General features: G+C 72.0%; 22 protein-coding genes. 7 read left to right on the top strand and 15 right to left on the bottom strand.

Annotated features, from left to right (window positions below; translation table 11 throughout):
- Window position 1: 1 nt before the first annotated feature.
- From ACFVQ3_RS10510 to ACFVQ3_RS10525, 4 genes are read left to right on the top strand one after another with little or no spacing between them, the layout of a single operon-like run.
- On the top strand, window positions 2-181 hold the full coding sequence (locus tag ACFVQ3_RS10510; RefSeq protein WP_387638420.1) for a DUF2273 domain-containing protein: 180 nt from the start codon (window positions 2-4) through the stop codon (window positions 179-181).
- Window positions 174-620, top strand: a complete 447-nt coding sequence (locus ACFVQ3_RS10515; protein ID WP_387638423.1) for an Asp23/Gls24 family envelope stress response protein — start codon at window positions 174-176, stop codon at window positions 618-620. Before ACFVQ3_RS10510 ends, ACFVQ3_RS10515 begins: the two co-directional genes overlap by 8 nt.
- Window positions 617-1,177 (top strand): DUF6286 domain-containing protein, encoded by a 561-nt coding sequence (locus ACFVQ3_RS10520; RefSeq protein ID WP_387638425.1) that lies wholly within the window; start codon window positions 617-619, stop codon window positions 1,175-1,177. Before ACFVQ3_RS10515 ends, ACFVQ3_RS10520 begins: the two co-directional genes overlap by 4 nt.
- A complete protein-coding gene (locus ACFVQ3_RS10525) occupies window positions 1,174-1,761 on the top strand; it encodes a hypothetical protein (protein ID WP_387638427.1) in 588 nt (195 codons plus the stop codon). Before ACFVQ3_RS10520 ends, ACFVQ3_RS10525 begins: the two co-directional genes overlap by 4 nt.
- A gap of 55 nt (window positions 1,762-1,816) precedes the next feature.
- Here ACFVQ3_RS10525 and ACFVQ3_RS10530 read toward each other — a convergent pair whose 3' ends face one another.
- From ACFVQ3_RS10530 to glnA, 8 genes are all read right to left on the bottom strand, one after another.
- A complete protein-coding gene (locus tag ACFVQ3_RS10530) occupies window positions 1,817-3,418 on the bottom strand; it encodes a SpoIIE family protein phosphatase (RefSeq protein ID WP_387638430.1) in 1,602 nt (533 codons plus the stop codon).
- Window positions 3,415-5,139, bottom strand: a complete 1,725-nt coding sequence (locus ACFVQ3_RS10535; RefSeq protein ID WP_387638432.1) for an ATP-binding protein — start codon at window positions 5,137-5,139, stop codon at window positions 3,415-3,417. Before ACFVQ3_RS10535 ends, ACFVQ3_RS10530 begins: the two co-directional genes overlap by 4 nt.
- 2 nt (window positions 5,140-5,141) lie before the next feature.
- The gene (locus ACFVQ3_RS10540) at window positions 5,142-6,176 is read right to left on the bottom strand and encodes an ATP-binding SpoIIE family protein phosphatase (protein WP_387638435.1); all 1,035 of its coding nucleotides are present in this window, start codon (window positions 6,174-6,176) and stop codon (window positions 5,142-5,144) included.
- Window positions 6,173-6,586, bottom strand: coding sequence for an ATP-binding protein (locus ACFVQ3_RS10545; protein ID WP_387638437.1), 414 nt, complete (start codon window positions 6,584-6,586; stop codon window positions 6,173-6,175). Before ACFVQ3_RS10545 ends, ACFVQ3_RS10540 begins: the two co-directional genes overlap by 4 nt.
- Complete coding sequence (locus ACFVQ3_RS10550) at window positions 6,583-6,987, bottom strand: STAS domain-containing protein (protein WP_051703261.1); 405 nt, start codon at window positions 6,985-6,987, stop codon at window positions 6,583-6,585. The genes ACFVQ3_RS10545 and ACFVQ3_RS10550 overlap by 4 nt, the downstream gene beginning before the upstream one ends.
- Complete coding sequence (locus ACFVQ3_RS10555; protein WP_387638439.1) at window positions 6,984-7,820, bottom strand: STAS domain-containing protein; 837 nt, start codon at window positions 7,818-7,820, stop codon at window positions 6,984-6,986. The genes ACFVQ3_RS10550 and ACFVQ3_RS10555 overlap by 4 nt, the downstream gene beginning before the upstream one ends.
- A gap of 261 nt (window positions 7,821-8,081) precedes the next feature.
- Window positions 8,082-8,645, bottom strand: a complete 564-nt coding sequence (locus ACFVQ3_RS10560) for an Ltp family lipoprotein (protein ID WP_387638442.1) — start codon at window positions 8,643-8,645, stop codon at window positions 8,082-8,084.
- 675 nt (window positions 8,646-9,320) lie between these two features.
- Window positions 9,321-10,745, bottom strand: a complete 1,425-nt coding sequence (glnA, locus tag ACFVQ3_RS10565; protein WP_387638445.1) for a type I glutamate--ammonia ligase — start codon at window positions 10,743-10,745, stop codon at window positions 9,321-9,323.
- Window positions 10,746-10,971: 226 nt separating this feature from the next.
- Here glnA and ACFVQ3_RS10570 point away from each other — a divergent pair, with 226 nt between their 5' ends.
- Window positions 10,972-11,412: an RDD family protein gene (locus tag ACFVQ3_RS10570; RefSeq protein WP_387638448.1), complete on the top strand. Its 441-nt coding sequence runs from the start codon at window positions 10,972-10,974 to the stop codon at window positions 11,410-11,412.
- Window positions 11,413-11,488: 76 nt separating this feature from the next.
- On the opposite strand, the gene ACFVQ3_RS10575 is transcribed toward ACFVQ3_RS10570, so the two are convergent.
- The 6 genes from ACFVQ3_RS10575 to ACFVQ3_RS10600 all read right to left on the bottom strand — a co-directional run bounded on the left by ACFVQ3_RS10575 (window position 11,489) and on the right by ACFVQ3_RS10600 (window position 16,734).
- Window positions 11,489-12,106, bottom strand: a complete 618-nt coding sequence (locus ACFVQ3_RS10575) for a class I SAM-dependent methyltransferase (protein WP_387638452.1) — start codon at window positions 12,104-12,106, stop codon at window positions 11,489-11,491.
- A 110-nt stretch (window positions 12,107-12,216) separates the two neighbouring features.
- Window positions 12,217-12,948 (bottom strand): DUF4191 domain-containing protein, encoded by a 732-nt coding sequence (locus ACFVQ3_RS10580; protein WP_387638455.1) that lies wholly within the window; start codon window positions 12,946-12,948, stop codon window positions 12,217-12,219.
- 144 nt (window positions 12,949-13,092) lie between these two features.
- Complete coding sequence (lipA, locus tag ACFVQ3_RS10585; RefSeq protein WP_387638457.1) at window positions 13,093-14,094, bottom strand: lipoyl synthase; 1,002 nt, start codon at window positions 14,092-14,094, stop codon at window positions 13,093-13,095.
- Window positions 14,095-14,158: 64 nt separating this feature from the next.
- A complete protein-coding gene (locus tag ACFVQ3_RS10590; RefSeq protein WP_387638460.1) occupies window positions 14,159-15,517 on the bottom strand; it encodes an MFS transporter in 1,359 nt (452 codons plus the stop codon).
- A gap of 149 nt (window positions 15,518-15,666) precedes the next feature.
- A complete protein-coding gene (gene lipB, locus ACFVQ3_RS10595) occupies window positions 15,667-16,335 on the bottom strand; it encodes a lipoyl(octanoyl) transferase LipB (RefSeq protein WP_387638463.1) in 669 nt (222 codons plus the stop codon).
- A 9-nt stretch (window positions 16,336-16,344) separates the two neighbouring features.
- Window positions 16,345-16,734 carry a MarR family winged helix-turn-helix transcriptional regulator gene (locus tag ACFVQ3_RS10600; protein ID WP_387638466.1) on the bottom strand — a complete coding sequence of 130 codons (390 nt, stop codon included), beginning with the start codon at window positions 16,732-16,734 and terminating at the stop codon, window positions 16,345-16,347.
- 99 nt (window positions 16,735-16,833) lie between these two features.
- Between ACFVQ3_RS10600 and ACFVQ3_RS10605 the strand changes: the two genes are divergently transcribed.
- A complete protein-coding gene (locus ACFVQ3_RS10605; protein WP_387638468.1) occupies window positions 16,834-19,149 on the top strand; it encodes an MMPL family transporter in 2,316 nt (771 codons plus the stop codon).
- 163 nt (window positions 19,150-19,312) lie between these two features.
- Here ACFVQ3_RS10605 and ACFVQ3_RS10610 read toward each other — a convergent pair whose 3' ends face one another.
- Window positions 19,313-20,041 (bottom strand): HNH endonuclease family protein, encoded by a 729-nt coding sequence (locus ACFVQ3_RS10610; protein WP_387638470.1) that lies wholly within the window; start codon window positions 20,039-20,041, stop codon window positions 19,313-19,315.
- Between the two features lie 111 nt (window positions 20,042-20,152).
- On the opposite strand from ACFVQ3_RS10610, the gene ACFVQ3_RS10615 reads away from it, so the two are divergent.
- On the top strand, window positions 20,153-21,211 hold the full coding sequence (locus ACFVQ3_RS10615) for a Gfo/Idh/MocA family protein (protein ID WP_387638473.1): 1,059 nt from the start codon (window positions 20,153-20,155) through the stop codon (window positions 21,209-21,211).
- Window positions 21,212-21,347 lie beyond the last annotated feature (136 nt).

Genomic DNA, 21,347 nt, shown 5'->3' on the forward strand with positions numbered 1-21,347 from the left:
CATGTCTGTGTCAACGACCGGTCTGTTCACCGGCCTCCTGCTGGCCATCGCCGCGATCCTCGGGGGATTCTGGGGGTTTCTTCTCGCCGTCGTCCTCGGCGGTGCCGGATGGCTCGTCGCGGCCCAGGTCGAAGGGCGCATCGACCTCGGTGCCGCCTTCCGCGGTCGCCGCCATGTCTGAGAGGCCCCCGCTCCTGGCCATGGACGACGAGCGCTCACCCGCGTCCGTGGGCGATCGCTCCGACGGCTCGGAGCGCGGCGTCCTCCGCGTCGCGGACAAGGTGGTCGACAAGGTGGCCCGCGCCGCCGTGCTCGGTGTCGCCGGTGTCGCGCCGGACGTGGCCACGACAGGAACGGTCGGACGAGCGCTGGGCCGGGCCTACCCGCACATCACCTGTTCCCGCGCGGGCGACCGCGCTCGTGTCCAGCTCGAGATCGCGCTCGTGTGGCCTGCCCCGGCCGCGATGGTCGCCCGCCAGGTCTGCGAGGCAGTGACCGAACAGCTCCGGACCCTCACGGGGGTGCACGTGGACGAGGTCCGCGCGACCGTCGCACGCATCGTGGACCCCTCGGACGTCCTCGGGGCCACCGGAACGACCAAGGAGCGACGAGTCCGATGAGCGCAACCACGGCATCTCCCGCCCGGCCCGTCCCCGCCCCGGCCAGGTCGCCCCGGGCGGCGCTCGTCCTGACCTCGTGGGCGTTCGTCCTGGCGATCGTGCTCCTGGCCGTCGCGGTGCTCGCCGGTCAGGCCGCGTACGTGGCGGCGCGGGGGCAGGGCACGAGCTGGTTCGAGTCCCTCACGGACGCCCTCGACGGGCTCGAGCCCGAGACCTGGGTCGGCGTGGTCGGAGTCCTCGTCGCCCTGGTCGGACTCTGGTTGCTCTGGCAGGCCGTCCGTCCCCGGCCCCGCACGACCCTGCGAGTGGTGGCGAGCAGCGGGATACATCTGCGTTCTGCCGATGTCGCGCGCTGGGTGAACGCCACGGCTGGCGACGTGCCGGGGGTCCTCGACACGAGCACGTCGGTGACCCGGCGCTCGGTGCGCGTCACCGTCCGCACGACCGGCTCCCCGGACATCCTCTCCGAGGTCCGAGAGGAGGTCGCTCGTCAGCTCTCGGCGCTCGAGCAACCACCGAGCCTGTCGGTCCGACCGAGCGAAGGGCGACGACCATGAACCGCACCGTCCTGAGGCTCGATCGTGCGCTCCTCGCCGTGGCCGGCCTCGTGCTGGTCGTCGTCGGCGTCGCCGCGCTGCTGTGGACCACGGGCACCCTGGCCGAGTACGTCGACGGCGTCCCCGACGCCCTCGACACGTCAGGCGCGACCACTGCCGCCTCCCAGACGTGGTGGCCCTACGCGACCGGCGCCGTCGCGCTGCTCCTGGCGATCGTGGCGGTGTGGTGGATGCTCGCGCACCTCCCCGCGCGCACGGTGCCCGAGCAGGACCTGCCCGGCTCGAGCCGCACCATGCGCCTGCGCATCGACCGGGGTGCGGTCGCCGACGCGACCGCGCGCGCGGCCCAGCAGATCCCGTCGGTCCGCAGAGCGTCGGCGACCCTGCGCGACGAGGGGTCCGAGCTCGTCCTCAGTCTGCTCGTCACGGTCGATCCCGCGACCGACCTGCCCGCCGCCGCCACCCGGCTCGACGACGTCCTCGCAGATGCCGCGACGGTCCTTCCCGACGAGAGACTCCGGTCCCGCACGACCGTCAGGATGAGGACGAGCCGCCGCTCCGACCGGGCATCCCGCGTCGAGTAGCGTGGGGTGCGTGCGCGGCGTGCCTCCGGTCGGTGAGGCACCCGGCGTCCGACGCCTAGGTGGCCGACCCGGCGTGCGCCGTGCGACGACCGACCGCGACGACCGCGACGTCGTCCTCGCGGCCCGCGTCGTCGAAGGCGGAGACGAGTCGTTCGCACATCGTCGCCGGGTCGACCCCCGCGTTCTCGGCGGTCAGCAGGGTCAACCGGTCGAGGGCGTCAGACAGGGAGGCCCCTCGACGCTCGACCAACCCGTCGGTCACGAGCACGAGGAGGTCGCCGTGCTGCAGCACGTCCTGGTGCACGGGCCGACCGTCCGGGTTCGGCAGGCCGAGGAGGCGTGAGCCTTCCTTCACCTGGAGCACCGTGCCGTCCGCACGGACGACGAGAGCGGGCAGGTGGCCGGCGTCGGTGATCTCCACGGCACCCGTCCGTGGGTCGATCACGCACACGCACACGGTTGCGTACTCGGGGTGGTCGGAGCGCAGCGCATCGTTCAGGAGGTTCAACGCGTGCTGGGCGTCATGACCTTCTCGGAGATAGGCGCGCAGCGTGACGCGCACCTCTGCCATCACCGTCGCTGCGCGGAGCGAGTGGCCCTGGACGTCACCGATGACGACGGCGACCCGACCGTCCGGGAGGTCGAACGCGTCGTAGAAGTCCCCACCCACGTCGAGTCGTGCGTCGGACGCCTCGTACCTGGCTGCCACCTCGAGGCCGCTCACCTGCAGGCTCGACGGCAGCAGAGCACGCTGGAGAGCGACGGCGATGCGCTGCTCCTCCGCGAACGTCCTCAGGTTCGAGAGCGCGACGGTCGCGGCCTCGGCGAATCGTCCGACGGCTGCCTGCTCCTCGTCCGTGAGGCTCCTGTCGCTGTCCACGACCTGGATCCCGAGACCGCCGACGAGGGCACCGCTGCTGTCGACGAGCCACATGGTCCACCACTGCGACGGGCCGATCCCGGCCTCCATCAGCAGGGGGAGCCACGGAGCCGGGACCTCGTCCGCTCCGAACACGGCCGGGTTGGCGTCGCCGGGGGCGAGGACGGCCGACGGCCCCCGGCCACGGACGAGCGCGGAACCTTCCGTCACGCAGACCGAGCGCAGCACGAGCCCGGCATCGGCGACCACCATCGCGACCACGGCCCGGCCGAGGACGGCACAGGCACCGCGGGCGGTGTGGTCCACGACGGCCTCGTACGAACGGGCCTCGTGCAGGGGGACGAGGGCGTTGGTGAGCGCTTCGAGACGGCGAGCGGTGCGCCCCGCGCCTCGCTGGGCGTCGTGGCGTCGGCACAGGGCGCTGATGGTCGCGATGAACTCGTCCCGGTCGAGGGGCTCGGGCAGGTACGCGTCCGCGCCACCCTCCAGACCGGCGGTCCGGGAAGCGGCGTCGACGGCCGTCGCCGACACGTGCAGGACGGGGATGTGGGCGGTCGACGGCTCGGCCTTGAGCCTCCTGCAGACCTCACCACCGTGGATGTCCGGCAGGTTGACGTCGAGAACCATCGCGTCGATGTGCGGGTTCGCGCGGACGAGCGCCTCGGCACCGGTCGCCGCCTCGATCACCTCGAAGCCCGCACGACGGAGCCAGCTCGACATGATGTAGCGGTGCGCGGCGGTGTCGTCGACGACGAGCACTGTGTGGGGCGAGCTCACCGGGCCTCCTTGGCACGCCGCAGCGTCGCGACGAGGGTGTCACGGGAGATTCCCGCCTTGGGGAGGAAGAGCACACCGTCGAGGTCGTCCCGCACCGGCAAGGACGCGCTCGACATGAGCACGGTCCCGGTCGCCGGGTGCACCTCGCGGATCCTCGATCGGAGCGTCGGCCCGTCCGTTCCCGGGAGGCGTACGTCCAGGAGCGCGAGGTCCGCCGCGCCGTCGTGCAGCAGCGCCAGGGCGTGCGACGCGTCGTGCGCGACGCTGACGCGCTCGGCGTGGCCCTGGAGCATCGCGACGATGACCGAGGCGAACGCACGGTCGTCGTCCACGACGAGCACGTGCCCGAGGTCGCCGCCCAGAGGGACGACCTCGGCGCGCACGGGCCCGGACGACGCCTTGGACGGGAGCGAGGGCAGGCGGAGCGTGAACACGCTCCCGACGTCCGGCTGCGACGAGGCGACGAGCGTCCCACCGAGCGCCTCCGAGGTCCGCCGTGCGTACGGCAGCCCCAGACCTGTCCCGCGCACCGAGGGCTGCAGACGGTTCGGTACCTGGACGAACTCCTCGAAGACCGACTCGACGTGCTCCTCGGCGATCCCGAGACCGGTGTCACGGACGTCGAACCGCACCAGGTCGCCCTCGATCTCCGCGCGGAACTCGATGTGCCCCTCGTCCGTGAACTTCGCCGCGTTCGCCAAGAGGTTGCGCAGGACCCTCGCGGCGAGGCGCCGGTCCGTCGCCAGGACGAGGTCGGGCGGAGAGGAGGTCCTGAGCGTCACCCCGGGCCGAAGGAGAGGGAGGGTCGTCCCCTGCAGCTCGTCGAGCAGCTGGGCGACGTCGACCGGCGCCGGCTCGACGTCCTCGTGGCCGGCCTCTGCCCGTGCGAGGTCGAGCAGCTCGTCGACGAGCTGGAGCATCGTCGTGGCGCTCTCACGCAGGTAGGTCGCCTGCTGTGCCTGGTCCGCGTCGAGGTGGGAGTCGGCGAGCAGCGACGTCAGCCCGAGGATCGAGTTGACCGGGGACCGCAGCTCGTGGCTCACGTTGCGCAGGAAGCGGGTCTTCGCCTCGTTCGCGGCCGCGAGCTCGCGGCCGCGCTCGTCGAGCTCGGCGTAGAGGGCGACGACCCCCGTGTTCGTCTCCTCGAGCTCGGACGAGAGCTGGTCGTACATCGCCAGCACCCCGCGGTTCGTCTCCTCGAGCTCCTCGTTGAAGCGTCGGAGCTCCTCTTTCTGCTGCGTCAGCTCGTCGAGGGTGCGGACGAGCTCCGTGTTCTGCACGCGCAGCTCGTCCAGCGCGTCGGCGACGTGGGCCGCGGCCGTGGACCGTCGGACGCGGGCGAGCGAGGCCTCGTCGACCCGGGCCGTGACGCTCAGCAGCTTCGTGAGGACGACCCGGGTGCCGGTCGGTTCGATCTCGAGGTCCCGCACGAGCCGTCGCGCCGCCGGGAGGCCACCGTCGCTCGAGTCGCCGTCGAGCGCGAACGCGACGTCGGGGGTGATCTCGGCACGGAGGGTCGCCTGAGGGATACCCGGGACGACGGCGATGACGACGTCGGCGGTCCCTGTGGCGACTGCCGCTCTGCCCATCTCCGACAACGCGGTCGCGATGCGGACCTGGTCCTGGACGTCGAGCCCGAGCTGGCGGCAGATCTCACGGCCGGCGCGGCGCAGGGCGAGCACGTCCGTGTCGGAGCGGAGCTGTGTGGCGAGGATGGGCATGGTCAGGTCTCCGACCACGTGACGGGCAGCACCGCCACGCAGGAGTCGTCGGGGCGCACAGCATGGTCACGCAGCAGGACGCCGGCGACGACGAGGGGGGACCGCGCGGCGAGGCCCGGATAGTCCGCGAGCGACCAGCGGTTGGTGAGTCCGTCGCTGTGCATCACGACGACGTCACCCCGCTCGACCGGGTACGTCGTCTCGCGGAGCTGGCGCGTCGGCACACCGGCGATGCCGGGGTGGGACACCAGGCCACGAGCGCGACCGCCGTGGACGGTCCCGGAGATGTTGCCCAGGCCCGCGTAGTGCAGCACGCCACCGCTCACCTGCGCGATCGAGACAGCGGCTCCGCGGGTTCCTGACAGGGCGCCGTGCACCCGCTCGAGGTGGGCGACCGGTGATCCCGGGGGAGCGTCGAGGAAGGTCCGTACCGCCGCGCCCGAGGCCGCTGCGGCGAGGGGCCCGTGTCCCAGGCCGTCCGCCACCATGAGGGTCGCGACACCGGCGTCGTGACGGACGGCGAACGCGTCTCCGCACGCCTCCTGGCCGGTCATGGGTCGGGCCACGCCGGTCGGGCGACGCGGCCCCGCCACCGTGCCCCGCCCGCCGAAGGTCGCGGCGATGACCGTGCCCTGTCCGGGCGAGGTCCACGCGTCCCACGAGGAGGCGAGGCGCGGGACGGTGCCGAGTCCGATACCGAGGGTCCCGCGGGTGGAGACCCCGTCCTGCATGGCTGCGGAGATGTCTCGCATGCCGGGGCCGGAGTCGACCGCGAGCATCTCGAGCTCGGCGGCGTCCCCGGTCCGGCAGACACGCACGAGCACCCTGCCGGACCCGGCGTGCTTGACCTGGTTGGTGGCCAGCTCTGAGACGACGATCCCGATCTTCGCCGCACGGTCCTCGTCGAACCCCAGGTCCCGGGCGACGACGCTCGCCGCACGGCGCACGCGACCGACCGCCGACGGGTGGTCCACGGTGTACCAGGTGCCGTTCTCGACGATGCTGCGACGCTCGTCGACCCCGCTCGATGCCGTCATCGCGACCAGGTCGCGATCTCGACGCGCGTACCGGCCCCGGCCGCGGTGTCGATCGCGAAGTGCTGGACGAGGCGGCGCGATCCGGACAGGCCCAGTCCGAGCCCGCCGCCGCTGGTCCAGCCGTCGGTCAGCGCCAGGTCGAGGTCGGGGATGCCGGGCCCGTCGTCCTTGAAGACGGCGCGCACGCCTGTCCGCGGGCCGTCGGAGACCAGCTGCACCTCGGCGTCGCCACCGCCCCCGTACACGAGCGTGTTGCGTGCCAGCTCGCTCGCGGCCGTGACGAGCTTGGTCTGGTCGACCAGCGAGAGACGCGCCTGCTGGGCGAGGGTCCGCACGAGCTGACGCACCTTGACGACGTCGGAGTCGGTGAGGATGGGCACGCGTTCGACGGTCGCCGTCGGGGTGCTCATCTCTCCTCGCGCTCAGCGGCCGCGAGAAGGATGTCCTCGGCAGACTCCTCGACCGTGCCCAGGAGCGCGAGGGCACGTTCGACGTCGAGCGCGGTGCGGACGTTCCCGAGGGAGAGCCCCAGCTCGACCATCGTGATCGCGACGGCAGGCCGCATCCCGACCACGACGGTCGTCGCGTCGAGCACGTGCGAGATGCTGGCGGCCGAGGCGAGCATGCGTCCGATGAACGAGTCGACGATCTCCAGGCCGGAGATGTCGATGATGACCCCGCGCGCTCCGGTCTCCGTGATCCGCGTCGCGAGATCCTCCTGGAGCTGCAGGGCGGTATCGTCCTGCAGGTCCACCTGGATCGAGACGAGGAGCGTCGAGCCGATCTTGAGGACGGGAACGCCGTCGGTCACGCGGGCAGGCCCTTCTGGCGTGCCCCGCGGCCTGAGCGGAGTGCGTCGACGAGGGCGTCGGCGAGCGTCGCACGCGTGCGGATGTCGCCGAACTCGATGCCGAGAGCCACGATCGTCTGCGCGATCTGGGGCCGGATCCCGCTGATCGTGCACTCGGCCCCCATGAGGCGTGCCGCGACCACGGTCTTGAGGAGGTGCTGCGCGACCTGGGTGTCGACGGCGGGGACCCCCGTGATGTCGATGATCGCGTGCTCGCTCCCCGTGTCGACGAGCGTGTTGAGGAGGCGCTCCATGACCACCTGGGCGCGGGCGGAGTCGAGCGTCCCCACGAGCGGCACCGCGACGATGCCCTCCCAGAGCTTGACCACGGGGGTCGAGAGCTCGAGGAGCTGTTCGGCCTGCTCGGCGATGATGGACTCGCGGGCCGCGGCGAAGGCCTCGAACGTCAGGAGACCGAGCTGGTCGACGAGCTGCAGCAGCGGCACGATGTCGGTGTCGGGCGAGGCGAGGGGGTACAGGCCGTCCTTGAGGGCGAACAGGCCGATCGCGGTCTCGCGCGGCGTGAAACCGAGCCGGGCGCGCACCGCCGAGACGTCGGCGAGGATGCCGCGGAGCTGGTCGAACGCCGCGTCCGTCACGACGGTGCCACCTGCCCGAAGTCCGTCGACCAGGGCGTCGAAGATCTCGGCCTGCTCGCGCTCGAGCTCACCTCGTGAGGTGCGACCGTGGAGCTCGCGTGCGGCCGCCTCGAGCCACGCGCCGCGGATGTCGTCCGCGCGGGTGGCAAGTGTCTGGGAGAGTGCTAGGGGTGCAGCTGTGGCGACGTCGGCCATCGACATTCCTTCCATGTCTCTGCCGCCTGCTCAAGTTCTCCAAGCAGTGGCGAAGGCTCATCCTAGCGGGGGCGGACCGGGACTTTTCCACCGTCCGGGACGCCGGGCCTCGTCGTCGACTGACGAGCGCGACGTCGGATCCGCACGGGATCGAGTCGGTGACGTCCTCGGGCCGGACGAACGCGCTGGCGCTCACGAAGGCCTGAGCAGTCGTGCCTGCACGCGCGCGGGCACGGTCCACCCCCCGAGCTGCAGACCCGTCTACAGACCCGTCGTGCCGACGCCGTGCGCAGCTTGTTCCGCGGTGTAGCCCTCGAACATGAGCTGGTCGATGAGCCCGGAGCGCGAGAACGAGGTGAACGAGAGGTAGTTCGCCGCACTGGCCGCAGCCTGCGCGTTCCAGTCGACACCGCCCTCGGCCTCCAGGCGAGCGATCGCGAACTCCGCATCGGGGGCACCGTAACCCTCGAACTCGAGCTGGCGGGCAAGGCCGGAGCGCGAGAAGGCTGTGAAGTCGAGGTAGTCCACGGCTGACCGGTAGGCGTTCTGCTGGGCGACCGAGCCGAGCCGGGCGGCCTCGGCGACCGCGGCCTCGGCAGCGGCTGCTTCGTCCGCGATCCGCTGCTCCTCCGCGAGGCGGTCCGTCTCCGCCTGCGCCGCAGCAGCCGCCTCCTCCTCGGCCAGCCGTTCGGCCTCGGCGGCCTCTTCGGCGGCGATCTCCTTCGCGGACTTCTCGTCGTCCTGTGCGTCCAGCGAGGCGGCGCTGCCGGCGACCGGCTTGTCCGAGCCTCCGTCGCCGCTCCCGTTCAGAGCGGCGATGAGCACGATGAGCAGAATCGACGCTGCACCGACTCCGGTGAGGACCTTGTGGCGAACGAACCAGGAACTCGTGGGCTTTCCAGCGGAGGCCGGTTCGATGAATCCGGTCGAGGAGGAATGGTCTCCGGGCGTCCCCGCAGACGTGTCGAGGGAGTCGTCGACCCAGAATTCCCACCCCTGCGGCGCCGGTTCCCACGAGGGATCGGGCTGCCATCCTGGCGGAGGTGTCCATCCTGCAGGGGGCGGGGGCCAGTTCGGCGGGGAGCTGTATCGCAGTGTCATGGCCACTCCTCGGGAAATTCCGTGACATCGGTATGAGGAGTCTGGCACGGCGAAACGCCGGGGTATATGTCCAGGGGTGACGAACCACCGGAGCAGAGGGTGAATTTGGAGGACCGCAACGGATGAATGGGGGTGTTCTTGTCGCGCGTGTTCCCTGCGCGCATTTGCAGAGTGCACGGTGACGGAATGAAATCCTGGTGGTCGGGCACTCGTTTCGTGCCGGTACGGCGGGACTGCGCGTCCGACGCCGGACACCGCCTCGATGGCGCGGCGGTGCTGCGGACGGGTGACGCGGGGACGCCCGACCGGGGCGCACAGCACGGCACCCCGGTCGCCACGCGGGCGGCCGGGGTGCCGTCACTGCAGGGAGCTCGCGACTACCACCGCGAGCACCGACGATCAGAGGTCGTAGTACAGCTCGAACTCGTGCGGGTGCGGGCGCAGACGGATCGGGTCGACCTCGTGCTCGCGCTTGTACGCGATCCACGTCTCGATGAGGTCGGGGGTGAAGACGTCGCCGACGGTGAGGAAGTCGTGGTCGGCCTCGAGGGCGTCGAGGGCTTCCTCGAGCGAGCCGGGCACCTGCTGGATCGCGGCGTGCTCCTCGGGGGGCAGCTCGTACAGGTCCTTGTCGACCGGCTCGGGCGGCTCGATGCGGTTCTTGATGCCGTCGATGCCCGCGAGGAGCTGGGCGGCGAACGCCAGGTAGGGGTTGGCCGTCGGGTCCGGGACGCGGAACTCGACGCGCTTGGCCTTGGGGTTGTTGCCCGTCACGGGGATGCGGATGCACGCGGAGCGGTTGCGCGCCGAGTAGACCAGGTTGACGGGGGCCTCGTAGCCGGGCACCAGGCGACGGTAGGAGTTGACCGACGGGTTGGTGAAGGCGAGCAGCGCGGGTGCGTGCTTGAGGAGGCCGCCGATGTACCAGCGGGCGAGGTCGGACAGGCCGCCGTAGCCCTTCTCGTCGTAGAAGAGGGGCTCGCCGTCCTTCCAGAGGGACTGGTGCGAGTGCATGCCGGAGCCGTTGTCACCGAAGATCGGCTTGGGCATGAAGGTCGCGGACTTGCCGGCTTCCCAGGCGACGTTCTTGATGACGTACTTGAACTTCATCAGGTCGTCGGCCGCTGCGGTCAGCGTCGAGAAGCGGTAGTTGATCTCCTGCTGGCCGGCGGTGCCCACCTCGTGGTGCGCGCGCTCGACGTCGAGGCCGACCTGGTCGAGCACCGCGCACATCTCGTCGCGCAGGTCCGCCATCTGGTCGTTGGGGGAGACGGGGAAGTAGCCGCCCTTGTAGCGGGTCTTGTAGCCGAGGTTGCCACCCTCTTCGGTGCGGCCGGTGTTCCAGGCCGCTTCCTTGGAGTCGAGGTGGTAGTACGACTCGTTCTGGCTCGTCTTGAACCGGACGTCGTCGAAGATGTAGAACTCGGCCTCGGGGGCGAAGAACGCGGTGTCGGCGATGCCGGTGCTGCGCAGGTACGCCTCGGCCTTGAAGGCGACGTTGCGGGGGTCGCGCGAGTACGCCTCGTCGGTGAAGGGGTCCACGATCGAGAAGTTCACGATGAGCGTCTTGCGCTTGCGGAACGGGTCGATGTAGGCGGTCGTGACGTCGGGGATGAGCTTCATGTCCGACTCGTGGATCGCCTGGAATCCGCGGATCGAGGACCCGTCGAACATCATGCCGTCCGTGAAGGCGGACTCGGCGAACTGCGAGATCGGGATGTTGAAGTGCTGCATCACGCCCGGCAGGTCGCAGAACCGCACGTCGACGAACTCGACGCCCTCGGTCTGGGTGAAGGCGATTGCCTCCTCCGCGTTCTTGAACATCCGTAACTCCTTGGTAGTGGGTCCTCTGGCCGTACCTCCAGTGGCGCCTCGAACCTAGGCCTCAGGGGTTTCCCCTCCGTGTACCGAGTGTTTCGTCCGTGTTACGCAGCGACGTGCTGTGTGACATCGGCGCGCACGGTGCACGAGGGCGGGCCCTGGGACTCCCTCGACCGGGACGAACCGGGCGGGCGCCGGAACCTGCCTCACCGCCACGTAGGCTGGTGCCGTGGTGTCGCGTGAAGATGTGGGTTCCTGGCTCGAGGGTACGCCGACCGGTGGGGAGAACGGTCGAGGCGGTCGCCTCGGCCTGCCGTCCGACGGCCCCGGCTCGATGGCGACGGTCGGCCGTCGCGCGGTCGCGCTCGTCGTCGACTGGGTGCTGTGCCTGCTCATCAGCTACCTGGTCTTCGATGCGGACTCGATGGCGACGCTCGGGGTCTTCGCGGTCGAGAACCTGCTCCTGGTGAGCACGCTCGGCTACACGGTCGGCCACCGGGTCATGGGCCTGCAGGTGCGGGTGCTGGGCGGCGAGGGCCGCATGGTCGGCCTGTGGCGTGGATTCGTGCGCACGGTCCTGCTGTGCCTGGTCGTCCCGGCCGTGGTGTGGGACGGTGACGGCCGCGGCATGCACGACAAGGCCGCGGGCACGGTCATCGTCCGCGCCTGACGCGTCTCGCCACCGGCGTCGGCAGGCACCCCCACGGTGCCCGACGGCGCCGCTCGCCCTCGGCGCACGGGCCACCTCAGTCCTCGTGTGCCCCGGGTGCACGCCACACGAGCGTGTATCTCCAGTAGAGCCGGCGGCGCAGTCGTGCACCGGGGAGGATCTCTCGCGCGGCCGCGCGCAGCTCGCCGTGGCTCGTGGTGACCTCCGCGATCGGTGAGCCGTGCTCCCACTCCCCGCGGCGCCGTCGGGCGATCCTTGCGGCGGGCACGGCAGCCGCGCTGACCGCCAGGTCCCAGGCGGTGCGCGGCCGCGTCAGCCCCACGACCGCGAGCGTCCCGCCCGGGGCGACCAGGTCACGAAGGCGCCGCAGCCCCGCGTCGAGCGGGAGGTGGTGCAGCGTCGCCACGGTCGTGACGAGGTCGAAGGGCTCGGAAAGCTCGGGGAGCGGGTCCAGGACGTCCCCCGCGACGTAGGCGAGGCCGGTCGGGGAGCCCCAGGCGGCCAGCCGCGCGCGAACGACCTGCTCGGGGTCGAGGTCGAGCCCCAGCACCTCGACGGCTCCGGCTGCTCGGAGCCGCCGCGTCAGGAGACCCTCGCCGCACCCCACGTCGAGCGCGGTGCGCGTGCTCGGGCCCACGAGCCGCGTGACGTCGGGGTAGTAGTGGGTGCTGTGGTTCCAGTACAGGTCGCTCACGGGGCTCCTTGCGGCGCCGGCTCGGCGCCGTCGGCGCGGGGACGGGGATGCGCGACGGCCCGCCGGTCACCGAGAGGTGACCGACGGGCCGGGTGCCAGGCGGTGCGGCGTCAGCGCCCGCGCATGCCCTTGCGGTCGGGACGCGCACGCGTGGGGTCGATGCCCTTGGGGATCGGCAACTTGGCGCCGCCGAGCGCCTTGAGGCGCTTGAGGACCTCGGCGGTCTCGGGCTTGGTGAGCGTCGGGCGCAGCTTCTGCACCGTGCGCGCGACCTTCTTGAGCGGGACCTGACCCTCGCCGTTGCCGCACTGGATCGTGGTGACAGGGACGTTGGGCAGGACGCGCGTGATACGGCGCTTCTCGCCGTCGAGCAGCTTGGTGACGCGGTGCGTCGGGCCCTCGCCCACGAGCACGACCCCGGCGCGACCGACGCCGCGGAACACGAGGTCCTGCTGCGGGGTCAGGGCGACGGGCTCCTCGTCGAACGTCCAGCCGCGGCGGATCGTGCCGAGCGCGGCGCGCGCGGCGCCGGGCTGACCCTCGATGCGGCTGTAGGCCGCGGTCTCCGCGCGGCGCGTCAGGACGAACAGCGAGCCGAGGAACGCGAAGGGCAGACCCACGATGAGGGTGTACACCCACGGGCCCCAGGCCAGGCCGATCCCGATCGCGACGGCGAGGATGCCGACGAACACGGCGAGCATGATCCACGTGACCGCCGGGTCCTCGGCACGCGTCATCTTGTACGCGTCCCAGACCTGGTGATACCAGCGCTGCTTCTTCTGCTTCTTCGGCTTGGTGCCGTCGACCCCGGTCGAGGGGTCGGTGCTCTTGTTGCGGGCCATGGTGCCTCAGTCTAGTGGTGGCGGAGAGTGCTCCGGTGAAGGGGCGAGGACGGCGGCGAGCCGGACCCCGCCCCCGATTCTCTCGCACGTCGGCGAGGGGACGGGAGCGGGGACCGGCTCGGGCCGATCGGGAGACCCGGGAGGTCAGCGGGCCAGCAGGCTCGCGGCCTCCTGGCGGGCCGTCGTGGGCTCGGTCAGGTGCGCGAGCGCGGCCGGGATCTCCATGCCGCGACGCTTCATGGCCTGGCCCCACAGGCGGCCCGCGCGGTACGAGGAGCGGACCAGCGGGCCCGACATGACACCCAGGAACCCGATGCGCTCGGCCTCGTCCGAGAGCTCGACGAACTCCTCGGGCTTGACCCAGCGCGAGACCGGGTGGTGCCGCAGCGACGGGCGCAGGTACTGCGTGATGGTCACGAGGTCGCAGCCCGCGTCGTGGAGGTCCTGCAGAGCGTCCTTCGCCTCGTCGATCGTCTCGCCCATGCCGAGGATGATGTTCGACTTGGTCACGAGGCCCGCCTCGCGCGCCCGCGTGATGACGGACAGCGAGCGCTCGTAGCGGAATCCTGGCCGGATCTGCTTGAAGATGCGCGGCACGGTCTCGACGTTGTGCGCGAGGACCTCGGGGCGCGACTCGTTGACCGCGTCGAGCAGCTCGGGGATCGCGTTGAAGTCCGGGATGAGCAGCTCGACGCCCGTGCCCGGGTTGAGCGCGTGGATCTGACGCACGGTCTCGGCGTAGAGCCACGCGCCGCCGTCGGCCAGGTCGTCGCGCGCGACGCCCGTGATGGTCGAGTAGCGCAGGCCCATGGCCTGGACCGACTCGGCGACGCGGCGCGGCTCGTCCGCGTCGAAGTCGGCAGGCTTGCCGGTGTCGATCTGGCAGAAGTCGCAGCGCCGTGTGCACTGGTCGCCGCCGATGAGGAACGTGGCCTCACGGTCCTCCCAGCACTCGAAGATGTTGGGACAGCCCGCCTCCTCGCAGACCGTGTGCAGGCCCTCCTTGCGCACGAGGCCCTTGAGCTCGGTGTACTCGGGTCCCATGGTCGCCCGAGTCTTGATCCACTCGGGCTTCTTCTCGATGGGTGTCGCAGAGTTGCGGGCCTCGACCCGCAGCATGCGCCGCCCTTCAGGTGCGATCGTCACGCGGTGTCTCCCAGTCCGTGGTGGGCGGTGGCCCCCTGGAGTCGTGCCCGGTATCGGGTGAAAGTCAGACTACGCCAGGAGCCTGCGGGAGGGTGGTGGTGTCCACGTGGGCCGGACGTGACCTGAGCGACAGCCCCGTCACGACGAGCAGCACCGCGGCGACGGCCGGCAGCGCGAACGCGGCCGCGGTCCCGACGCCCTCGGCGACCTGGCCGCCGACGCTCGCGCCGAGCGCCACGCCCACGACGTTCGCGCTCGCGAGCATCGTCATGGCGGCTCCGCTGCGGCTGCTCGGGCTGAGGTCGCCGCCGACGGTGAAGATCGTGACCATGACTGGGCCGACGAACAGGCCCAGCAGCGCGAGCGCGCCGATCAGCGCGCCGAGCGACCCGCTGCCGCCCGCGAGGAACGCGAGGACCGCGGTCACCGTGAGGCCCGAGGCGAACGAGACCCAGCGCGAGCGTGCGCCGAAGCTCGCGGGCAGCGCGACCACGGCGAGCGCCGTGATGGCCGACCCGAAGCCGAGCACCGCGTAGACCAGGCCGGCCTGCTCCTCGGCGCCCGCGTCGCGCATGAACGACGTGACGGCCGTCTGGGTGCTGCCGAAGAGCATGCCCATGGCGAGCATCCCGAGGACGGGTACCAGGACGCGGCGCAGGAGCCCGACGAACGAGCCGTGGGCGTCGGCACCGGCTGCGGCCTGCGCCGCGGCGGAGGGCTTGGGGGCGCCCGGGGTCGCGGTCGGGTGCAGGGCGAAGGCCAGGCCGAAGACCGCGCACACCGCGGCGGCGAACAGCATCGCGGCCTGCGGGGACCACACGCTCGCGAGGATCCCGACGAGGGCCGGGCCGAGCACGAAGCCGATCTCGTCGGCCGTGCTCTCGTAGCCCATCGCGGCGAGGAGCGTGCGGGGGCGGTGCTGGGTCATGGCGATCCAGCGCACGCGAGCGAGCGGCCCCACCTGCGGGGCGAACGCGCCCACGAGCGCTGCGGAGCCGAGGATCACGCCCGACGCCGCGTCGGTGCTCGCGGCCTGGACGAGCGCGACGACCGCCAGGACGTTCAGGGGCACGACGACGAGGAGCACCTTGCGCTGGCCGACCCGGTCCGCGAGGGATCCCTGGGTGGGGCCGCCGAGGGCCGTGCCGACGGCGGCGGCCGCGCTCGCGAGCCCGCCGAGGGCGAGCGAGCCCGTGGTCGTCGTGACCAGGAGGAGGGTGCCGATCGTGATCATCGAGAACGGCAGGCGTGCGAGGAACGCGATGGGCAGGAACGCCTTGCCGGCCAGGCGGGGGAGCTCGCCGTACGTGGCGAGGGTGCCGCGGCGGGGTTCGGCGGGCTCGGGAGCCTGCGGCGGTGCGTCGGCCGCGCCGTCAGCAGCGACGGGGCGCGCGGGCGCGAGAGGGCTGGGAGTGCGGGTCATGAGGGTCCTTCAGGGGTCTACCGTTCCGCGCACCGACCCACCCGTACTCCGGTTGCGCAATGATTCCCTTGAGGTGGACCCATTCTAGCGGCGAAGGGCTCGAAAGGGGAGAGGTGCGCGTCACCTGCGCGCCCGGGCGGACTCCCGTGTCAGGGAGTGCCCGAGGGGCTCGCGGCCGGGCTCGCCGCCAGCAGAGGCTCCAGGTGCTCGTGCAGCGCGTCGACCAGGAGCGGCGTGGCCTCGTCGATCGTGACCCGACGCCCGGTCTCGAGCGTCAGGGACGTCACGTCGGCGTCCGAGATGCCGCACGGAACGATCCGGGAGAACTCGCCCAGGTCGGGGGAGCAGTTGAGCGCGAGGCCGTGCATGGTCACGCCGCGCGCGACACGTACGCCGATCGCGCAGACCTTGCGCTCCCGACGGGTCGGGGTCGCGGCCAGCCACACGCCGCTGCGCCCCTCGACGCGGTGGGTCGCCAGTCCCAGCGCGGCGCAGACGTCCATGACCGCGCTCTCGAGCGCGCGCACGTAGGCGACGACGTCGACGGGCTCGGCGAGCCGGACGATCGGGTAGGCCACGAGCTGTCCCGGCCCGTGCCAGGTGATCTTCCCGCCGCGGTCGACGTCGACGACGGGCGTGCCGTCGTCGGGCCGGTCGGCGAGGTTGGTGCGCCTGCCTGCGGTGTAGACGCTCGGGTGCTCCACGAGGATCACGGTGTCCGGTGCGAGCCCGTCCACGACGTCCTGGTGGACCTGGCGCTGGAGGTCCCAGGCAACCTGGTAGTCGGTGAGACCGGGGCCCTCGGTGCGCAGGTGCATGCGGTCAGGCTAGCCCTCACCCGGTCGAGGGTGGGCCTCGACCATGGTGATGAGGATCTCACGCAGCGTCGCGATCTGCTCCTCGCTCAGGCCCCGGGTGCTCAGCTCCTCGGCCGGGCGCGGGCTCGCGGCGGAGAGCGCTGCGGTGCGCCCGCTCGGGGTGATCGCGACGGCGCGCCGGCGACGGTCGTTCACGTCGTCCTCGCGCGTGATGTACCCCGAGCGTTCGAGGCGCGCCAGGATGCGGCTCATGGTCTGCTCGGTGATGTGCGACTCGGCCGCTAGCTGACGCTGGGTGCGCGGGCCTGCGAGCAGGTGCAGCAGGACGGGCATCGAGGCGTGGTTGAGGTCCCAGCCGTCGAGGTGGTGGTTCCACTCACGCTCGATCCGGCGGGTCACCGCCGACAGGAGCCGGCCGGTGGGCCAGTCCTTCGGTTCCCTGCTGACCGGGTTTGCGTCCACTTGCGTCTGAGACCTCCGTCGTCAATAGTACTCAGCATGCTGAGTAATCGCTGGAGTGGTGTGCTCCGAGGCCTGGTCATTGTCGCAGTGCTGGGCGTCTGGCTCGCCATCGGCGCGCTCGGAGGCCAGGCGCAGGGCAAGCTCAGCACCGTCCAGACCAACGACTCAGCGGCCTTCCTCCCGTCGAGCGCCGAGTCCACCCGTGCGGCCGAGAAGGCACAGGCCTTCGTGTCCGACGAGTCCCTGCCCGCGCTCGTCGTCGCCGTCCCCACCGACGGCGGGGCCGTCACGCCCCAGCAGCTCGAGACCCTGCAGACCGTCGCCGCCGACCTGCCGGCGCTCCCGCTCACCGGCGCCGGCCCCGGAGACCCCCAGACCGTCGGGGACGCGCTCACGGCCGAGCCCGTCGTGGTGCCCTCGCAGGACGGCGAGGCCGCGATGATCGTCGCGTCGCTCGACGCGTCGAAGTCCTCGGACCTCATGGCGAACGACGAGCGCGTCAACAACGCCGTGGTCGCCGAGATCCGCGCCGAGCTCGAGACCACCCTCGCCGACTCGGGCCTGCAAGCCTGGGTCACCGGACCCGCGGGCTTCGTCGCGGACCTCGTCAACGCGTTCGGCGGGATCGACACGGTCCTGCTGCTCGTCGCGCTCGGTGCCGTGCTGATCATCCTCGCGATCGTGTACCGCTCGCCGATCCTGCCGTTCATGGTGATCCTCACCGCGGTCTTCGCGCTGTGCCTCGCGGGCCTGGTCGTCTACCTCCTGGCGGACGCGGGCACGCTGACGCTCAACGGGCAGGCGCAGGGAATCCTCTCGATCCTCGTCGTGGGCGCCGCGGTCGACTACTCGCTGCTCGTCGTGGCGAGGTACCGCGAGGAGCTTCGCGCCGTCGAGAGCCCCTACACGGCCGTCCGCCGCGCCCTGCGCGCCTCGATCGAGCCCATCGCCGCCTCGGCCGGGACCGTCATCGCGGGCCTGCTCTGCCTGCTGCTGTCCGACCTCGCCTCCAACCGCTCCCTCGGGCCCGTCGGGGCGATCGGCATCGCGGCCGCGTTCCTCGGCGCGCTCACGTTCCTGCCCGCGCTGCTCGTGGTCGGCGGCAAGCGTTCGCGGGGCATCTTCTGGCCGCGCAAGCCCGCCTACGACCCCGCTGCCGCCGACGAGGCCGCAGGTCCCGCCGCGGTCGATGCGGGAGCCGCCCGTCCCGCAGGTGCGGCCGCTCCGGCCGCTCCGGCCGCGACCCGTGACGTCGCCCTCGCCGCGAGCCACGACGTCGAGGTCCACGTCGCGGGCCACGGGATCTGGTCCCGCGTCGCGAGCTTCGTCGGACGCCGTGACCGTGCCGTGTGGATCGTCACGGCACTCGTCCTCGCGGGGTGCGCGGCCTTCGTGCCCACGTTCCGGGCCGAGGGCACGAGCGACTCCGACGTGTTCCTCACCCAGGTCGACTCGGTCGACGGGGAGAAGGTCCTCGAGGAGCACTTCGGGGGAGTGGGCGTCCAGCCCGCGATCGTGATCGCCCCCGAGGCCGACCTCGACGCCGTGCTCCAGGCCGCCACGGCCACCGAGGGCGTCGCCTCGGCCGCCGCCGTGACCGAGGGCGGCACGGGCGGAGCACCCGGCGCCCCCTCGCAGGGACCGCCCCTCGTCGTCGACGGCGACGTCCGCGTCGACGTCGTGACCGAGGACCCGAGCGACACCAACGCCGCGACCACCACGGTCGCCGCGCTGCGCGACGCCGTGCACGAGGTCTCTCCCGACGCCGTCGTGGGCGGGGCGAGCGCCCAGCGCCTCGACACCCAGATCGCGGGCGACCACGACCTGCGCGTCATCGTGCCGGTCGTCCTGGTCGTCATCCTGCTGATCCTCATGCTGCTGCTGCGCTCGATCCTCGCGCCGGTCCTGCTCATGGCCGCCAACGTGCTCTCCTTCGGCGCGGCCCTCGGGGTGTCGGCGATCGTGTTCAACCACGTGCTCGACTTCCCCGGTGCCGACCCGACCGTCCCGCTCTACGCCTTCTGCTTCCTCGTGGCGCTCGGCGTTGACTACTCGATCTTCCTCATGACCCGGGTCCGCGAGGAGTCCGCGATCATCGGCACCCGCCGCGGCACGCTGCGCGCGCTCGCCGTCACGGGATCGGTCATCACGTCGGCCGGCGTGGTGCTCGCCGCGACGTTCGCCGCGCTCGGCGTGATCCCGCTGCTCTTCCTCGCACAGCTCGCGTTCATCGTCGCGTTCGGCGTCCTCGTCGACACCCTGATCGTCCGCAGCCTGCTCGTCCCGGCACTGGTGCACGACGTCGGACGAGCGGTCTGGTGGCCGGGCGCGCTGCGGCGCAGCGCACCCTGAGGAGCTGCGGGCCCGGGCGGGCCGCCTCGCGTCGGGAGGCTCGTCCGGGACCCGCTCATGGGTCACCGTCCGGTGTGCGGGCTCCTGGTGGGTCCCGGCCCGTGGCGGGGGCTGCGGAGCGACGCGTGGCCGCCCAGCGCGTCGCCCGACGCGGTCCGCGCGGTCAGCTCCCCGTGGGCAGCGGCTCGGACGGGCAGCCGTCGAGCACAGCGGCCATCGCGTCGTGCTCGGACGGGGTGACCCACAGCTCGTAGGTGACCTTGACCGCGATCTGGCGCGCGATGTAGGTGCAGCGGAACGCGTGGTTGGGCGGGAGCCACGCCGACGCGTCGCGTGCGCCCTTCGACTGGTTGGCCGACCCGTCGGAGGCGAGCAGGTTGAGCGGGTCGTTCGCGAAGCGACGCCGGGTCTCGTCGTCCCACGACTGCGCGCCCTTGCGCCAGGCGTCCATGAGCGGGATGACGTGGTCGATCTGGACGGCCGAGCTGGTCTTGTTGCCCCGCACGAAGCTGATCGTCTCGCCCGTGTAGGGGTCGTCGAAGGTCCCGGTGCGTACCTCGCACGGCTTGTCGCGGGTCGAGTACGTGAGATCGGTGAGGTCCCGGGCGAGGATGTCGTTGCGCGTGTCGCACCCGTTGCCGTCGACGTCGGCCCAGGCGGACCCGAAGTTCTCGCGCTCGTAGCCAGTCGCTGCCGCGATCCCCTTGACGTCGAGCGTCTCGAGCGCCGCGAGGGCCGTCCCGGTCGCGGGGGCCTCGTTCGCCTCGATCGTCGGTTGGTTCACCGCGTTGGCGATGATGATCCCCAGCGCCAGGGCGATGAGGATGATGCGCAGGGCGCGTCGCAGGCGCGCGCTCTTCCTGCTCGTGGGGCTCGTGCTCTTGGTGCTCAACGGACGACCTTCCCGAACTCGGACACATGCCGAGAACGACAGTTCCAGGAGGATTCGGTACATTCTGCCAGCCTTCGGGAGTGCTCCGGGACGGCGGATAGATTGGTCGGCATGACGACGACGAGTGCGCAGCGAAGGGGCCGGGCCAGCACGCCCGTACGGATCGGTCTGGTCGGGTACGGCGGGGCAGGAAGGGGAATCCACGCCCGTCTGGCGCGGGAGGCCGGGCTCGTCGTGACCGCGGTCGTCGCCCGGGACCCCGAGCGTCGCGCGGCGGCCGAGGCGGACTGGCCCGGCGTGCGGCTGCACGACGACCTCGCCGGGCTCCTCGGCGACCGTGGCGCGTTCGACGTCGTCGTGATCGCGAGCCCGTCGGCGCTGCACGCCGAGCACGCGGCGCAGGTCTCCGCTGCCGGCGTCCCGTTCGTGCTGGACAAGCCGATCGCGCTCGACGGGGCCCAGGCCGCAGCGGTCGTCGCGACGGCAGGTGCTGCGGGCACACCGTTCACGGTCTTCCAGAACCGGCGCTGGGACCCCGAGCAGCTGACGCTGCGGTCGGTGCTCGCATCGGGCGAGCTGGGGCGTGTGCACACGTTCGAGCGCCGGTGGGAGCGGTGGCGTCCCGTGCCGCAGCAGCGCTGGAAGGAGAACGACCCGGTCGGCGGCGGGCTCCTGCTCGACCTCGGCCCGCACCTGGTCGACTCGGCCACTCAGCTCTTCGGGCCGGTCCGGTCGGTGTACGCCGAGCTCCGTGCCCTGACGACCCCGACCGAGGACGACGTCTTCCTGACGCTCCACCACGCGTCGTCGGACGGCCGCGAGGTGGTCAGCCGGCTCTGGGCGGCCTCGGTCGTGGGTGCCCCCGGCCCCAGGACACGGGTGCTCGGCGACGCCGGGGCCTTCGTCGTGACGACGTTCGAGAACGACGCCTCGCCCTTCGAGGTCTTCGACGACGCGGCGCCCGACGGCACCGAGGGGTGGGTCACCCGCGGGCGGGAGCGCAGGCCCGTGCCGCGCGCCCCGGGCGGGCACGCCGACTTCTACCGCGCGGTGGCCGGCTGGGTCGACGGCGGGCCGGTCCCCGTCGACCCCGCCGACGCGGTGCGGACCGCGCAGGTCCTGGACGTGGCGCGGGAGAGCGCGCGCAGCGGGCGGCGGCTCGAGGTCTGAGGGGCCGGGCCGGGCCAGGCCGTGGACGGCCCTGACGGCCCGTCGCCTGCCTTGACGGCGGCCTCCGGCCCGCCCTGACCGGGCTGGCGCGCGAGGGCGCGCTCCGGCAGCGTCGAGATCTCGGGCTGTGGACAAC

Origin of the sequence: Oerskovia sp. NPDC057915 (assembly GCF_042887685.1) — a bacterium.
Lineage (GTDB): Bacteria > Actinomycetota > Actinomycetes > Actinomycetales > Cellulomonadaceae > Oerskovia.

What these genes read in the sequence shown, in the direction of transcription:
- ACFVQ3_RS10540 (WP_387638435.1), bottom strand. Translation starts at nt 6,176, where the DNA reads ATGACGGCATCGAGCGGGGTCGACGAGCGTCGCAGCATCGTCGAGAAC.
- ACFVQ3_RS10515 (WP_387638423.1), top strand. Translation starts at nt 174, where the DNA reads ATGTCTGAGAGGCCCCCGCTCCTGGCCATGGACGACGAGCGCTCACCC.
- ACFVQ3_RS10525 (WP_387638427.1), top strand. Translation starts at nt 1,174, where the DNA reads ATGAACCGCACCGTCCTGAGGCTCGATCGTGCGCTCCTCGCCGTGGCC.
- ACFVQ3_RS10615 (WP_387638473.1), top strand. Translation starts at nt 20,153, where the DNA reads ATGACGACGACGAGTGCGCAGCGAAGGGGCCGGGCCAGCACGCCCGTA.
- ACFVQ3_RS10510 (WP_387638420.1), top strand. Translation starts at nt 2, where the DNA reads ATGTCTGTGTCAACGACCGGTCTGTTCACCGGCCTCCTGCTGGCCATC.
- ACFVQ3_RS10535 (WP_387638432.1), bottom strand. Translation starts at nt 5,139, where the DNA reads ATGCCCATCCTCGCCACACAGCTCCGCTCCGACACGGACGTGCTCGCC.
- lipB (WP_387638463.1), bottom strand. Translation starts at nt 16,335, where the DNA reads ATGCACCTGCGCACCGAGGGCCCCGGTCTCACCGACTACCAGGTTGCC.
- ACFVQ3_RS10590 (WP_387638460.1), bottom strand. Translation starts at nt 15,517, where the DNA reads ATGACCCGCACTCCCAGCCCTCTCGCGCCCGCGCGCCCCGTCGCTGCT.
- ACFVQ3_RS10520 (WP_387638425.1), top strand. Translation starts at nt 617, where the DNA reads ATGAGCGCAACCACGGCATCTCCCGCCCGGCCCGTCCCCGCCCCGGCC.
- glnA (WP_387638445.1), bottom strand. Translation starts at nt 10,745, where the DNA reads ATGTTCAAGAACGCGGAGGAGGCAATCGCCTTCACCCAGACCGAGGGC.
- ACFVQ3_RS10580 (WP_387638455.1), bottom strand. Translation starts at nt 12,948, where the DNA reads ATGGCCCGCAACAAGAGCACCGACCCCTCGACCGGGGTCGACGGCACC.
- ACFVQ3_RS10605 (WP_387638468.1), top strand. Translation starts at nt 16,834, where the DNA reads ATGCTGAGTAATCGCTGGAGTGGTGTGCTCCGAGGCCTGGTCATTGTC.
- ACFVQ3_RS10555 (WP_387638439.1), bottom strand. Translation starts at nt 7,820, where the DNA reads ATGGCCGACGTCGCCACAGCTGCACCCCTAGCACTCTCCCAGACACTT.
- ACFVQ3_RS10545 (WP_387638437.1), bottom strand. Translation starts at nt 6,586, where the DNA reads ATGAGCACCCCGACGGCGACCGTCGAACGCGTGCCCATCCTCACCGAC.